Origin of the sequence: Xanthomonas sp. CFBP 7698 (genome assembly GCF_003600855.1) — a bacterium.
Taxonomy (GTDB): Bacteria; Pseudomonadota; Gammaproteobacteria; order Xanthomonadales; family Xanthomonadaceae; genus Xanthomonas; species Xanthomonas cannabis.
The window spans coordinates 638143-650228 of sequence record NZ_PRDN01000002.1 but is presented as its reverse complement, the minus strand read 5'-3'; the positions used below and the strand labels follow the sequence as shown (position 1 = coordinate 650228).

General features: G+C 66.7%; 12 protein-coding genes. 9 read left to right on the top strand and 3 right to left on the bottom strand.

All coding sequences use genetic code 11. From position 1 onward, the window contains the following. The first annotated feature begins 35 nt into the window (after positions 1–35). The 4 genes from XnspCFBP7698_RS10675 to XnspCFBP7698_RS10660 all read left to right on the top strand — a co-directional run bounded on the left by XnspCFBP7698_RS10675 (position 36) and on the right by XnspCFBP7698_RS10660 (position 3048). Positions 36–1367: a DUF763 domain-containing protein gene (locus XnspCFBP7698_RS10675; RefSeq protein WP_123137423.1), complete on the top strand. Its 1332-nt coding sequence runs from the start codon at positions 36–38 to the stop codon at positions 1365–1367. Next, positions 1364–1957 (top strand): GIY-YIG nuclease family protein, encoded by a 594-nt coding sequence (locus XnspCFBP7698_RS10670; RefSeq protein WP_123137422.1) that lies wholly within the window; start codon positions 1364–1366, stop codon positions 1955–1957. Before XnspCFBP7698_RS10675 ends, XnspCFBP7698_RS10670 begins: the two co-directional genes overlap by 4 nt. 63 nt (positions 1958–2020) lie before the next feature. Then, positions 2021–2362, top strand: a complete 342-nt coding sequence (locus XnspCFBP7698_RS10665; protein WP_047694220.1) for a cupin domain-containing protein — start codon at positions 2021–2023, stop codon at positions 2360–2362. A gap of 182 nt (positions 2363–2544) precedes the next feature. Further along, positions 2545–3048: a DUF6496 domain-containing protein gene (locus tag XnspCFBP7698_RS10660; protein ID WP_123137421.1), complete on the top strand. Its 504-nt coding sequence runs from the start codon at positions 2545–2547 to the stop codon at positions 3046–3048. Between the two features lie 103 nt (positions 3049–3151). Here the strand turns inward: XnspCFBP7698_RS10660 and XnspCFBP7698_RS10655 are convergent, their stop codons facing one another. Next, positions 3152–3577 carry a type II toxin-antitoxin system death-on-curing family toxin gene (locus XnspCFBP7698_RS10655; protein ID WP_029818875.1) on the bottom strand — a complete coding sequence of 142 codons (426 nt, stop codon included), beginning with the start codon at positions 3575–3577 and terminating at the stop codon, positions 3152–3154. A gap of 8 nt (positions 3578–3585) precedes the next feature. Next, complete coding sequence (locus XnspCFBP7698_RS10650) at positions 3586–3807, bottom strand: AbrB/MazE/SpoVT family DNA-binding domain-containing protein (protein ID WP_123137420.1); 222 nt, start codon at positions 3805–3807, stop codon at positions 3586–3588. Positions 3808–3954: 147 nt separating this feature from the next. Here XnspCFBP7698_RS10650 and lexA point away from each other — a divergent pair, with 147 nt between their 5' ends. The 5 genes from lexA to XnspCFBP7698_RS10625 all read left to right on the top strand — a co-directional run bounded on the left by lexA (position 3955) and on the right by XnspCFBP7698_RS10625 (position 11241). Then, positions 3955–4560: a transcriptional repressor LexA gene (gene lexA, locus XnspCFBP7698_RS10645; RefSeq protein WP_123137481.1), complete on the top strand. Its 606-nt coding sequence runs from the start codon at positions 3955–3957 to the stop codon at positions 4558–4560. 1 nt (position 4561) lies between these two features. Then, positions 4562–5215 carry a translesion DNA synthesis-associated protein ImuA gene (gene imuA / locus XnspCFBP7698_RS10640; protein WP_199680139.1) on the top strand — a complete coding sequence of 218 codons (654 nt, stop codon included), beginning with the start codon at positions 4562–4564 and terminating at the stop codon, positions 5213–5215. Positions 5216–5224: 9 nt separating this feature from the next. Further along, entirely contained in the window at positions 5225–6643 is a 1419-nt protein-coding gene (locus XnspCFBP7698_RS10635) for a DNA polymerase Y family protein (RefSeq protein WP_123137419.1), read from the top strand. 175 nt (positions 6644–6818) lie between these two features. Beyond that, a complete protein-coding gene (locus tag XnspCFBP7698_RS10630) occupies positions 6819–10070 on the top strand; it encodes an error-prone DNA polymerase (RefSeq protein ID WP_199680138.1) in 3252 nt (1083 codons plus the stop codon). Positions 10071–10422: 352 nt separating this feature from the next. Continuing rightward, the gene (locus XnspCFBP7698_RS10625; protein WP_047694267.1) at positions 10423–11241 is read left to right on the top strand and encodes an HDOD domain-containing protein; all 819 of its coding nucleotides are present in this window, start codon (positions 10423–10425) and stop codon (positions 11239–11241) included. 18 nt (positions 11242–11259) lie between these two features. On the opposite strand, the gene XnspCFBP7698_RS10620 is transcribed toward XnspCFBP7698_RS10625, so the two are convergent. Beyond that, a complete protein-coding gene (locus tag XnspCFBP7698_RS10620; RefSeq protein WP_123137418.1) occupies positions 11260–11772 on the bottom strand; it encodes a DUF3757 domain-containing protein in 513 nt (170 codons plus the stop codon). Positions 11773–12086: the final 314 nt, after the last annotated feature.

The window sequence follows — 12086 nt, the reverse complement described above, 5'->3', positions numbered from 1 at the left end:
CGGTATTCTGGTGACATGAACAAGCAGTGGCAGTCATGAGCCGGCGCGGCGGCAGTGCAGATCTTCCCTTGCATGGCGGACGCGTGCCGCAGTGGCTGGGGCAGCGGATGACGCGGCTGGGTGCGGTGATGTGCGAGGCCATCGTGCACAGCTATGGACGCGATGAGTTGTTGCGTCGGCTTGCGCATCCGTTCTGGTTTCAGTCGTTCGGTGCGGTGATGGGCATGGACTGGCATTCGTCCGGCATCACCACCAGCGTGATCGGCGCGCTCAAGCGTGGGATGACGCCTCTGGCTGGCGAGCTGGGCATCCATGTGTGTGGCGGGCGCGGCCGGCATTCGCGCGCCACACCGGCTGAGCTGCTGGCGGTGGGCGACGCGGTGGGGCTCGATGGCGCGGCGTTGGCGCAGGCCAGCCGGCTGGTGGCCAAGGTCGACAGCGCGGCAGTGCAGGACGGTTTCGACCTGTACCTGCACGGTTTCATCGTCAGCGATGACGGCCGCTGGGTGGTGGTGCAGCAGGGTATGCATGGGCAACGCAAGCAGGCGCGCCGGTATCACTGGCTCTCCGAGGGGCTGAGCAGTTTCGTGGATGCGCCGCATGCGGCCATCGACGGGGCGCATCAGGGCAGGATCGTCAATCTTGCAGATCAACGGGCCGCCGCCTCGCGTGAGGCGCAGGTGGAGTTGCTGCGCAGCACCGCGCCGGATCAGCTAGCGCGTGAATGGCAGCGGATTGCGGGTGTGGAAGCGCCTGTAGCGGCGCCCGCTGCGCAAGGCCCGGTGACTGGCGATCTGTTCGCCGGGCACGGTTGGGACCCGGCGCAGCAACCGCATCTGTCCATGCCCGAGCATCACGATGTGCGCAGCGAAAACGTGATCGTCCGGCGGCTGCACGCCAGCCTGGCCGCTGCCGCCGAAGCCGGCCCGCGCGATTTCACCGCATTGCTGCAAGTACCTGGCGTAGGTGCGCGGACCTTGCGTTCGCTGGCGATGGTGGCCGAAGTGGTGCATGGCACGCCATGCCGTTTCAGCGACCCGGCACGCTTTTCATTGGCTCATGGCGGCAAGGACCGCCATCCGTTTCCGGTGCCGACACGGGTGCTCGATCACACCATCGGCGTACTCAAGCAGGCGATGCAGCAGGCCAAACTGGGCAACGACGAACGCTTGCAGGCGATCGCACGGCTGGACGCGCAGGCGCGCCGGCTCGAAGCCAGCGCGCAAGGTCCCACGGTGGAGGAGTACATCGCACAGGAACGCCGCGATTCGCACCGTTACGGCGGGCGCAGCGTCTTCGGCTGGGAGCCGGCGCCGTCACCGTCCCAACCCGCTGCGCCAGTGCGTGCGCGTGCGGGGCAGCGGTGAGCACGCGGACACGCCGCGCCACGACGGTCGCCACCGACGGACGCTGCTTCACCTACGTGTTCCCGTGCCAATGGGAAGACCATTGCAAGATCGGTTTCTCGCGCGACCCGTTGGGGCGCATCGGCAGCCTGCACCCGCGCTGGTTCGATTTTTTCGATCTGGAGCGCGGGCTGTTGGTGGAAGCCGAACGTGAGCGCGATGCACGCGACCTGGAGCTGCAACTGCGCCGCCCGTTGCTTGCGCACAACGCGCCAGCGCCCCTGGCCATCCGTGCGACGGCAGGCGGGCATGCCGAGTGGTTTCGTGGCGTGAGCCAGGCGCTGGAGCTGACAGTGGCTGACCTGCAGACGCAGGGGTATCGCGTCTTTGTGCTGCGCGATTGGCTGCAGGCGGCGATGGCGCAGCGGATCGATCGCCTGTACGACTGGTCGGCCGTGCAGTTGAGCCCGGACGAACTGGATGGCCTGCTCGGCACCACGCCGCCGCAACGCGCGCTGCGCGATGTGCTCGATGGGTATCGTGCGCTGGATCTGCCGCTGCAGGCGCACCTGCCCGACCAGGTCTGGGCGTGGTACTGCCATCACCCATGAGCGCGTTGCCAGCGCGTTGACGCGTGGCGGCCCAGCATCGCGTCAATCCCGAGGAGATGCCCCATGCGCAGTGCACAGCTGACGTTGACCGATGCGTTCAAGGTGCTGTTTTCGGTGCGCCAGGTGCAGGCCGCCGAAATGGTGATCGCGCCGGGCGAGGGCGAAGGCGGGCCCGACAATCGTCACCGTGGCGCCGATCAATGGCTGTACGTGGTGGACGGCACCGGCGTGGCAGTGGTCGAAGGGCAGGCGCATGCACTGCAGGCCGGTTGCCTGATTGCCATCGAGCGCGGTGAAACGCACGAGATCCGCAACACCGGGCACACGCCATTGAAGACGGTCAACTTCTATCACCCACCCGCCTACGATGCGCAAGGTGAGCCGCTACCGGCTGGCGAAGCGTAGTGTGAGCTGAGCGCGGTGACGCATACATTCGCTGGCCGATGCGCTCAGTCTTGCCTAAGCCAGGCGCATGCACAGGCCTGGGGTGGCGCAGGCACGCTTCAACGTCAGGTGAGCATTGCGCCCACTGCATATTGACGCCGCGCTTGTTACATCGGGCTGCCATCCACAGCCCGGGAAGTGCCATGCCACAGACCAAGACGCGCCGCGCTGCCGACAAGGACAAGCGCGAAGGAAAATCGCCCAGTACCCAGGCCGGCGAATACGTCAAGGAAGAAATCGAACAGGTGCGCGAAGGCGCGCATGGAGTGAAGAGCACCAAGCAGGCCATCGCGATCGGGCTGTCCAAGGCGCGCCGCGATGGCGTGGATGTTGCACCGTCCGGTTCCGCGTCCAAAGCCACCAAGAAGAAATCCGCACAGGACAGCGCCGCTGCAACTTCCAAAAAGCCGGTGTCGCCCACACGCTCGGCCGGCGCCAAGAAAGCCTTGAAGACTGCCAGCAAAAACACCACCGCCAAGAAGACAGTGGGCAAGCAGGCCCTGTCCACGCAGGCCGCGGGCGCTGCCAAAAAGCGCACAGCCAGCGACCGTTCGGCAGCGGCAAAGAAAGCCGCAAGCACCAAGGGCCCGGCAGTGCGCAAGGCGGCCGCGAAGAAGGCAGCTGCAACGCGTAAGCGTGCGGAGTGAAAGCGCCTGCGCCAGGTGGCGACTTCAATGCCGATCGAGTTACGACGTGTGGATACTTGCGCATGCATGACAACACGGGCGTGTTGCTGCCACAGGCATGCTTTCAGCCGTAATGGCCTTGCGGTTCGTGCACGTGCGTGTCCGCGCGCAAACGCACGCGTGGCCGTAGCCATTGCGCAAATGTTGCTTCGCTCCACGCGCCATCGGCCAGGCCCATCATGGCAACGTATTTCTCTTCCTGCGAAGCGATGAGCTCCGCGCCGTTGAGCAGCAAAAAGACCCGGTAGCACACATGGGCAGTGCGTTTATTGCCATCGACGAACGGGTGGTTGCGCGCAAGCCCATAGGCCAGGCTGGCCGTCAGCTCCACCAGATCGGGCGGCGGATCACCGTAGGAGAACAGCTGTTGCGGGCGTGCCAGTGCCGAGGCCAGTAGCGCCTCGTCGCGCACTCCACTCGCGCCGCCGTGCTCGCTCAATTGACGTTCGTGGATCGCCAACGCAAGCGCATGCGTGATCCAGACCAGCATGCGCGTGTTCACTTGGCCAGCTTGTTCAACACTTGGCGATCCTCGCGCATCACCTGCTCGGCAACATCCATCTGCGCAGCCAATATGGGGTCGAATGCGGTCAGCTTGATGCCGTCTTGCGTTTCCAGTGCATAGAGTTCGTCGCCCTTGCCCAGGCGGAGGCGGGCCAGCAATTCCTTGGGCAGGATGACGCCGGCGGAATTGCCGATGGCAGTGATCTTGAGTTTCATGACAGCATCTCACGTTGGTACGTAAGTTATAACTCCAGCATCGCCCAGCCGCAAGCGGTGTGCTGAATCGGCTCAGCAAGCCAATCTCGCTTGCTGCGACTGATTGGTGTACAAATGTACACCTTGTCCCGTCCGGCTGCCGTTGCCATGCCCCCACTGTCTCCTCAACGCGCTGCGGTGCTGGCCTTTCTGCAAGAGCAGGCCCAGGCCGGCGTGTCGCCCAGCCTGGCCGAGATTGCGCAGGCCTTCGGGTTTGCCTCGCGCAACGCGGCGCAAAAGCATGTGCAGGCCCTGGCCGAGGCCGGGTTGATCGAGCTGCTGCCCAACCAGAAGCGCGGCATCCGCATGCCCGGCGGGGCCAGGCGCGATGCGGTGCTGGCCTTGCCGGTGCTGGGGCGGGTGGCGGCGGGTGTGCCGATCGGCGCAGACATCGGCCTGGAGCGTCAGCTCTGGCTGGATCGCGCGCTGTTCTCGCTACGCCCGGATTACCTGCTGAAAGTGCAGGGCGATTCGATGATCGACGACGGCATCCTGGATGGCGACCTGGTGGGCGTGCATCGCAGCAACGAGGCGCGCGATGGGCAGATCGTGGTGGCGCGGGTGGACGGCGAAATCACCATCAAGCGCCTGGAGCGTGGGCCCGAGCGCATCCGCCTGCTGCCGCGTAACCGCGCGCATGCGCCGATCGTGGTGGCGGCCGATGCCGACTTCGCGATCGAGGGACTGTACTGCGGCCTGATCCGGCAGGGCTGACATGAGCCAGGAGCCCGCGCGCACCAGACAACACGGCAATGCGGCGCTGGCGTTGCCGCTGGATGCCTTGCTGGCCGCGCGCACGGTGTGGCGGGCCGGCCATGGCACGGCCACCGCCAATGGCGGCGAAGCCACCGGGCATACCGCACTGGATGCGCTGCTACCCGACGGCGGCTGGCCGCGGCGTGCGCTGACCGAGTTGCTGTTGCCTGCCCACGGCGTGGGCGAAATCGCCTTGTTGTTGCCCACCCTGGCACGCATGACCGCTGCCAGCAGCCGGGTGGTGCTGGTAGCCCCGCCGTTCATTCCATATGCGCCGGCCTGGCAGGCGGGCGGGGTGGTGCTGGAACATCTGGAGGTGGTGCAGGCCGAGCCGCGCGACGCCTTGTGGGCGTTCGAACAATGCCTGCGCAGTGGCGCCTGCGCGGCGGTGCTGGGCTGGCCGCAGACCGGCGATGCGCGTGCATTGCGGCGGTTGCAGGTGGCGGCCGACAGCGGCAACTGCTGCGCGTTTGCGTTGCGCGATCGCCGCCATGCGGTCAATGCATCGCCGGCAGCCCTGCGGCTGGAATTTCTGCCCGAGCGCGATGCCTGGCAGGTGCGCAAATGCCGCGGCGGGCAGGTCCCGTCGCAGCCGTTGCGGCTGGCGCATTGAGCCGCGCGCATGTTGTGGGCCTGCATCTTATTGCCGCAGCTGGCACTGGACGCCGTTCTCCGGCGGCTTGAAGCGCCACACGCGCCGTTGGTACTGGTGCAGGGGCCGGCGCAGCTGCGCAGCCTGCATTCGGTCAATCTTGCCGCCGCGCAGGCGGGGCTCAAACCGGGCATGCGCTTGTCGGCGGCGCATGCCTTGATGGCGCAGGTACGCACGATCGATTACGAGGCGCACAACGAGGCGCGCACGCAGCGCTTTCTGGCCGCCTGGGCCTACCGGCACAGCTCGCTGGTAAGCCAGCAGTGGTCGCGCGCCATCGTGCTGGAAGCCGGCGCCAGCTTTCGCCTGTTCGGCCCCTGGCCACGGTTCGAGCGGCGCTTGCGTGACGAGCTGCAGGCGCTGGGCTTCCAGCACCGGCTTGCGCTGGCACCCACGCCGCGCGCCGCACGCGTGCTGGCCGGGCTGCGCGACGGCATGGTGGTAACGCACTTGCCGGCCCTGCACAGCACGCTCGACAAGGTGCCTGTGCGCCGCGCTGCATTGCCCGACGATACCGGCGAGCGCCTGCAGCACATGGGCGTGCGCACGCTCGCGGCGGTGCGCGGCCTGCCGCGCGACGGGCTGCGCCGGCGGTTTGGTGCGGGCCTGCTCGATCATCTGGATCGCCTCTATGGCCAAGTCGACGACCCGCTGGAGTGCTACGCGCCGCCAGACCACTTCGACCATCGCGTGGAGCTGGGCTACGAGGTGGAAACGCATCCGGCGCTGCTGTTTCCGCTGCGCCGGCTGATCGGCGACCTGTGCACGTACCTGTCCATTCGCGATGGCGGCGTACAGCGGTTTTTGCTGCGCCTGGAACACGAAGAGGGCGCCACCGATGTGGAGATCGGCCTGCTGACGCCGGAGCGTGCGCCTACGTTGCTGTTCGAGCTGGCGCGCAACCGGCTGGAGCGGGTGGAGATTCCGCGCCCGGTGGTGGCGATGCGCCTGCTGGCGCGGCAACTGCCGCCGTTCGTGCCGGCCATGCGCGACCTGTTCGATCAACGCGCGCAGCAATCGGTGGAGTGGCCGCAACTGCGCGAACGCCTGCGTGCGCGGTTGGGCGATGACGCGGTGTATCGCATCCTGCCGGCCGACGACCCGCGCCCGGAACGTGCCTGGCGTCGCGCCATCGGCGATGCGGTGCGCGAAACCGCTGCGCCGCCACGTCCGCCGCGTCCCACCTGGCTGCTGCCGCAGCCGGTGCCGCTGCACGACCCGCACCTGCGCATCGTGTCCGGGCCGGAGCGGCTGGAAAGCGGCTGGTGGGACGACGACGACGCGCGTCGCGATTATTACGTGGTGGAAACCGCCCGCGGCCGGCGCGGTTGGGTATTCGCCGCACCGGGCCGGGTGGATGGCTGGATGCTGCATGGGTGGTTCGCATGAGCGCGCACGCCCGTGCGGTATCGGAGCACGTGCAGCAGCCTGGCTGCTCATTGCGGCTGGGGCGCACGCGGCCGGTGCCACGGCTCCAAACAAAACGCGGCAGGACCTACTGCGATGCGATCTGCCGCGCACTGGAAATCTGCAGGGCGCAGCGCGCAGTTGAAGGCATCCGTGCATGAGCTGGGATGACGCCGTCGATGGCGTGGACCGCGACACGCCCGGCGGGCGCATGCCGCGCGCCTGGAATGTGGCCGCGCGGCTGCGTGCGGCCAACGACGACATCACCCATGCGCAGGTCGCCGATGGCTTGCCCGCGTATGCCGAGCTGCATTGCCTGTCGGATTTCTCGTTCCTGCGTGGCGCCTCCAGCGCAGAGCAGTTGTTCGTGCGCGCGCAACACTGCGGCTACAGCGCCTTGGCCATCACCGACGAATGCTCGCTGGCCGGCATCGTGCGTGGCCTGGAAGCGTCGCGTGCCACCGGCGTGCGGCTGATCGTCGGCAGCGAATTCACCCTCGTCGATGGCACCCGCTTCGTGCTGCTGGTGGAAAACGCGCAGGGCTATCCGCAGTTGTGTGCGCTGATCACCAGCGCGCGGCGTGCGGCAAGCAAGGGCGCGTATCGGTTGGGACGTGCCGAAGTGGAAGCGCAGTTTCGCGACGGTGTACCAGGTGTGTTTGCACTATGGTTGCCTGGTGCGCAGCCGCAGGCAGAACAGGGCGCCTGGCTGCAACAGGTGTTTGGCGAGCGCGCGTTTCTGGCGGTGGAACTGCATCGCGAACAGGACGATGCCGCACGCCTGCAGGCGCTGCAATCGCTTGCCCAGCAACTGGGCATGACCGCCTTGGCCAGCGGCGATGTGCATATGGCGCAACGCCGCGAGCGCATCGTGCAAGACACCCTGACCGCCATCCGCCACACCCTGCCGCTGGCCGAGTGCGGCGCGCATCTATTTCGCAATGGCGAGCGCCATCTGCGTATGCGGCGTGCGTTGGGAAATATCTACCCGGATGTACTATTGCAGGCCACAGTGGAGGTGGCGCAACGCTGCACCTTCGATATTTCCACGATCAGCTACACCTACCCTAAAGAACTGGTGCCGGAAGGGCATACGCCAACCAGTTATCTACGTCAGCTCACCGAAGCCGGCATTCGCAAGCGCTGGCCGGGAGGCATCTCGGCAAAGGTGCGCGAGGACATCGAAAAAGAGCTGGCGCTGATCGCGTTCAAGAAGTACGAAGCGTTCTTCCTCACCGTGCAGGATGTGGTGCGCTTCGCGCGCGATCAAAAAATTCTTTGCCAGGGCCGTGGCTCGTCGGCCAATTCGGCGGTGTGTTATGCGCTTGGCATCACCGCAGTCAACCCGGACGAGACGCGTTTGTTGATGGCGCGCTTTCTCTCCGAAAAACGCGATGAGCCGCCAGACATCGACGTGGATTTCGAACACGAACGCCGCGAGGAAGTGCTGCAGTACGTCTACAGAAAGTACGGCCGCGAACGTGCGGCGCTGGCGGCAACGGTGATCTGTTATCGCGGCAAAAGTGCGGTACGCGACGTGGCCAAGGCCTTCGGTCTGCCGCCGGATCAGATCGCGCTGCTGGCCAATTGCTACGGCTGGGGCAATGGCGAAACGCCGATGGAACAGCGCATCGAAGAAGCCGGGTTCGATCTGGCTAATCCGTTGATCAACAAGATTCTTGCAGTCACCGAGCACCTACGCGATCACCCGCGCCATCTCTCCCAGCATGTCGGAGGTTTCGTCATCTCCGACGAGCCGCTATCGCTGCTGGTACCGGTGGAAAACGCCGCCATGGCAGGGCGCACCATCATCCAGTGGGACAAGGACGATCTGGAAACCATGAAGCTGCTCAAGGTCGATTGCCTGGCGCTGGGCATGCTGACCTGCATCCGCAAGACACTGGACCTGGTGCGCGGCCACCGCGGGCGCGACTACAGCATCGCGACATTGCCCGGCGACGACGCGCCCACCTACAAGATGATCCAGCGCGCCGACACGGTCGGTGTCTTCCAGATCGAATCGCGCGCGCAGATGGCGATGCTGCCGCGGCTCAAACCTGCGGTGTTCTACGACCTGGTGATCGAAGTGGCGATCGTGCGGCCCGGCCCGATCCAGGGCGACATGGTGCATCCGTATCTGCGCAGGCGACAGGGCCGCGAAGAAGTGAACTATCCATCGCCGGAAGTGGAAGACATCCTCAAACCCACGCTGGGCGTGCCGTTGTTCCAGGAGCAGGTGATGGAACTGCTGATGCATGCCGCCGAGTACACCGAAAGCGAGGCAGACAATCTGCGCCGCTCCATGGCGGCCTGGCGGCGCGGCGGCGACATGGAGCAACATCGCACGCGCGTGCGCGAGCGCATGCAGAACAGAGGCTACGCCTCCACTTTCATCGACCAGATCTTCGAACAGATCAAGGGCTTCGGCTCCTACGGGTTTCCGCAAAGCCACGCCGCCTCGTTCGCCAAACTCGTCTATGCCAGCTGCTGGCTCAAACGCCACGAACCGGCCGCCTTCGCCTGCGGGCTGCTCAATTCGCAGCCGATGGGGTTTTATTCGGCCAGCCAGATCGTGCAGGACGCGCGCCGCGGCAGCCCGGAGCGCGAACGTGTGGAGGTGCTGCCGGTGGACGTGTTGCATAGCGACTGGGACAACACCCTGGTCGGTGGCCGGCCGTGGCGCAGCGACGCCGACCCGGGCGAACAGCCGGCGATCCGGCTGGGCATGCGGCAAGTTGCCGGGTTATCGGAAGTGGTGGCAAATCGCATTGTCGCTGCACGCACGCAACGGGTTTTCGCCGACATCGGCGACCTGTGCCTGCGCGCGGCACTCGACGAAAAAGCGCGCCTGGCCCTGGCCGAAGCCGGCGCCCTGCAGGGCCTGGTGGGCAACCGCAACGCCGCGCGCTGGGCGATGGCCGGCGTGGAAGCGCGGCGACCGTTGCTGCCGGGCAGCCCGGAAGAACGCCCGGTGGAGTTCGAAGCGCCGCGCGCGGGCGAAGAAATCCTGGCCGACTACCGCGCAGTCGGCCTGAGCTTGCGCCAGCACCCGATGGCGCTGCTGCGCCCGCAGATGCGCCAGCGGCGCATCCTGGGCCTGCGCGAATTGCAGGGACGCCGCCACGGCAGCGGCGTGCATGTGGCCGGCCTGGTCACCCAGCGTCAGCGCCCGGCTACCGCCAAGGGCACCATCTTCGTCACCCTGGAAGACGAGCACGGCATGATCAACGTCATCGTCTGGTCGCATTTGGCGCTGCGCCGCCGCCGCGCGCTGCTGGAATCGCGCCTGCTCGCGGTGCGCGGCCGCTGGGAACGCGTGGACGGCGTGGAGCACCTCATCGCCGGCGACCTGCACGACCTCAGCAACCTGCTCGGCGAGATGCAGCTGCCCTCGCGCGATTTTCATTGAGCGCTGCCCGCGTGCAGCAGGTATCGGCAGCGCAACACTCCATCGCGTCGATACGCCTGCCCGGATGCCTTCATTCGTGTACTGCAATGCAGGGTGGGTGACCACCTGTGGTGCCGATCACCCGCGCATCGCCGGTATCACAGGCGCCGAGCGACGCCGGGCAGGGCGGAGTTGTCGAGGTCGCTATCGGCGAAGACCCGCCTGAGGCCGGTCCACGCAGGCGTTGTGCACCACGAAACCCGGACGCGCATGAATACTGCCCTGCGTCGGTCACCGACAGCCAACCGGTCTGTGCTACACCATGCAGGCTGGCGCGGCCGCGCTGGCTTATCCCTTCACCCACGAGGCGATCATGAAGTTGGAGGCGCTGTTCGAGCAGTTGCATACCTTGCCCACGGTACCCAAGGTGGCGCAGGACCTGATCCGTCAATTCGACGATCCGCAGACCGATATCGATACATTGGCGCGCAGCATCGAGCGCGATCCGGTGATCGCCGCCAAGGTGCTGCGGCTGGCCAATTCGGCGCGCTTTCACGGCTTGCGCGATTCCACCAGCGTGGAAGACGCCGCGATGCGCCTGGGCTTCAATACGCTGCGCACCCTGGTGCTGGCCTCGGCGATGACTGGCGCCTTCCGCGCCGGCCCGGGCTTCGACCTCAAGGCATTCTGGCGGCACAGTTTCGAAGTGGCCGGCATCTGCCGCCTACTGGCGCGCCAGCACGGCCTGGACCCGGAAACCGCCTTTACCTGCGGCATGATGCACAACATCGGCGAGCTGCTGATCCAGTCCGGCGCCCCGGATTACGCCAGCCGCATCAACCACGACACCTCATCGGCCGGCCATGCCGCCGAAGAGACGCTGCAACTGGGCTTCGGCTACCCGGAAGTGGGCGCCGAGCTGGTGCGTCGCTGGCAGTTGCCAGCCGTGATCCAGGAAGCCATTGCCTACCAGGTCCGCCCCGCGGCCGCACCCGACGGCGCGCGCATGCCCTTGCTGGTCGCCCAGGCCGTGCAGGTCTCCGACGCCCTGCATGCCCATGGCGGCGACCCTGCGGCGGCACTGCAGGCGGTGCGTGGCCCGCTGATGGACGGCGTGGATCTGGACGCGTTGTTCGCCGCGCTGCCTGAGGTCATCGAGGCCGACCGCGCGTTTGCCGAGTTGCTGCACTGATCAGGGCGTGCCGCTGCGTCACTCCAGGCGCAGCGGCTCGAACGCGCAGTCCGCCGCGCTGCGGATGTCCTCGCTGCGGGAACAGGCATAGAACTGATCCTGCCCAGGCGCTGGCGCTTGATCGAGCTGCCAGCGGGATGGGTGCTGCAGGGTGACGATCAGGTTGCGTTGCGTATCCGGCGTCTGACGATCGAAGTAGGCCAGATCCACCTCCGTGCCACCGCGTAACGTGTAGCTGCAATTGACCAGCACTCCGGTGCTGGGCGCCGCTACGGCGAGGGTGCCGTAGTAGAGCGCTGATGAAAAATGCCCTGGACTGCCCGCGTTGGGTTGCAGCGTACTGGCCCACACGCCGCTTCCGGAGCCGATGTCGAGCCGGACAGGGGCGCGATAGCGTCCGGCCGCGTAGTGCACCGTTTCAGGTGCCGGGCATCGTGCCGCGTCCTGAGCAGGCTGCTTGCCGGATGCATCGGCGGCAGCGGGCCGCAACAGCATGCCGGCCAGAATCAACGGGGTCAGTGGACGGATCAAGTGTCGGACCTTTCGGCACGCGGCCGCGGTATGCGATGGAAGGCCGATGAAACAGGCTTGGCGGTCAGCGCACGCCGCATCGGCCGGAGCGGGGCGCACAGGCTCCTGTCAACGCGCTGCTGTGCAGGACGATAGCGAGCCCCACGCCCAGGCCGGCGCCGTGTGCGAATCCGTGGCGCCACGGGCGCATCGATCCACACAGGCTGCCGCCAGCTGGCGTCTCCATCGCGCCACGCAAGGCGTCGCCGCCGATGTCGTTGGTGCCGCACGCCATGCCTTGCACACTGTCACGCCGCGGCGCAGCTGGACGGAAA

What these genes read in the sequence shown, in the direction of transcription:
- XnspCFBP7698_RS10630 (WP_199680138.1), top strand. Translation starts at nt 6,819, where the DNA reads ATGAGCTGGGATGACGCCGTCGATGGCGTGGACCGCGACACGCCCGGC.
- XnspCFBP7698_RS10665 (WP_047694220.1), top strand. Translation starts at nt 2,021, where the DNA reads ATGCGCAGTGCACAGCTGACGTTGACCGATGCGTTCAAGGTGCTGTTT.
- lexA (WP_123137481.1), top strand. Translation starts at nt 3,955, where the DNA reads ATGCCCCCACTGTCTCCTCAACGCGCTGCGGTGCTGGCCTTTCTGCAA.
- XnspCFBP7698_RS10660 (WP_123137421.1), top strand. Translation starts at nt 2,545, where the DNA reads ATGCCACAGACCAAGACGCGCCGCGCTGCCGACAAGGACAAGCGCGAA.
- XnspCFBP7698_RS10650 (WP_123137420.1), bottom strand. Translation starts at nt 3,807, where the DNA reads ATGAAACTCAAGATCACTGCCATCGGCAATTCCGCCGGCGTCATCCTG.
- XnspCFBP7698_RS10675 (WP_123137423.1), top strand. Translation starts at nt 36, where the DNA reads ATGAGCCGGCGCGGCGGCAGTGCAGATCTTCCCTTGCATGGCGGACGC.
- imuA (WP_199680139.1), top strand. Translation starts at nt 4,562, where the DNA reads ATGAGCCAGGAGCCCGCGCGCACCAGACAACACGGCAATGCGGCGCTG.
- XnspCFBP7698_RS10635 (WP_123137419.1), top strand. Translation starts at nt 5,225, where the DNA reads ATGTTGTGGGCCTGCATCTTATTGCCGCAGCTGGCACTGGACGCCGTT.
- XnspCFBP7698_RS10655 (WP_029818875.1), bottom strand. Translation starts at nt 3,577, where the DNA reads ATGCTGGTCTGGATCACGCATGCGCTTGCGTTGGCGATCCACGAACGT.
- XnspCFBP7698_RS10625 (WP_047694267.1), top strand. Translation starts at nt 10,423, where the DNA reads ATGAAGTTGGAGGCGCTGTTCGAGCAGTTGCATACCTTGCCCACGGTA.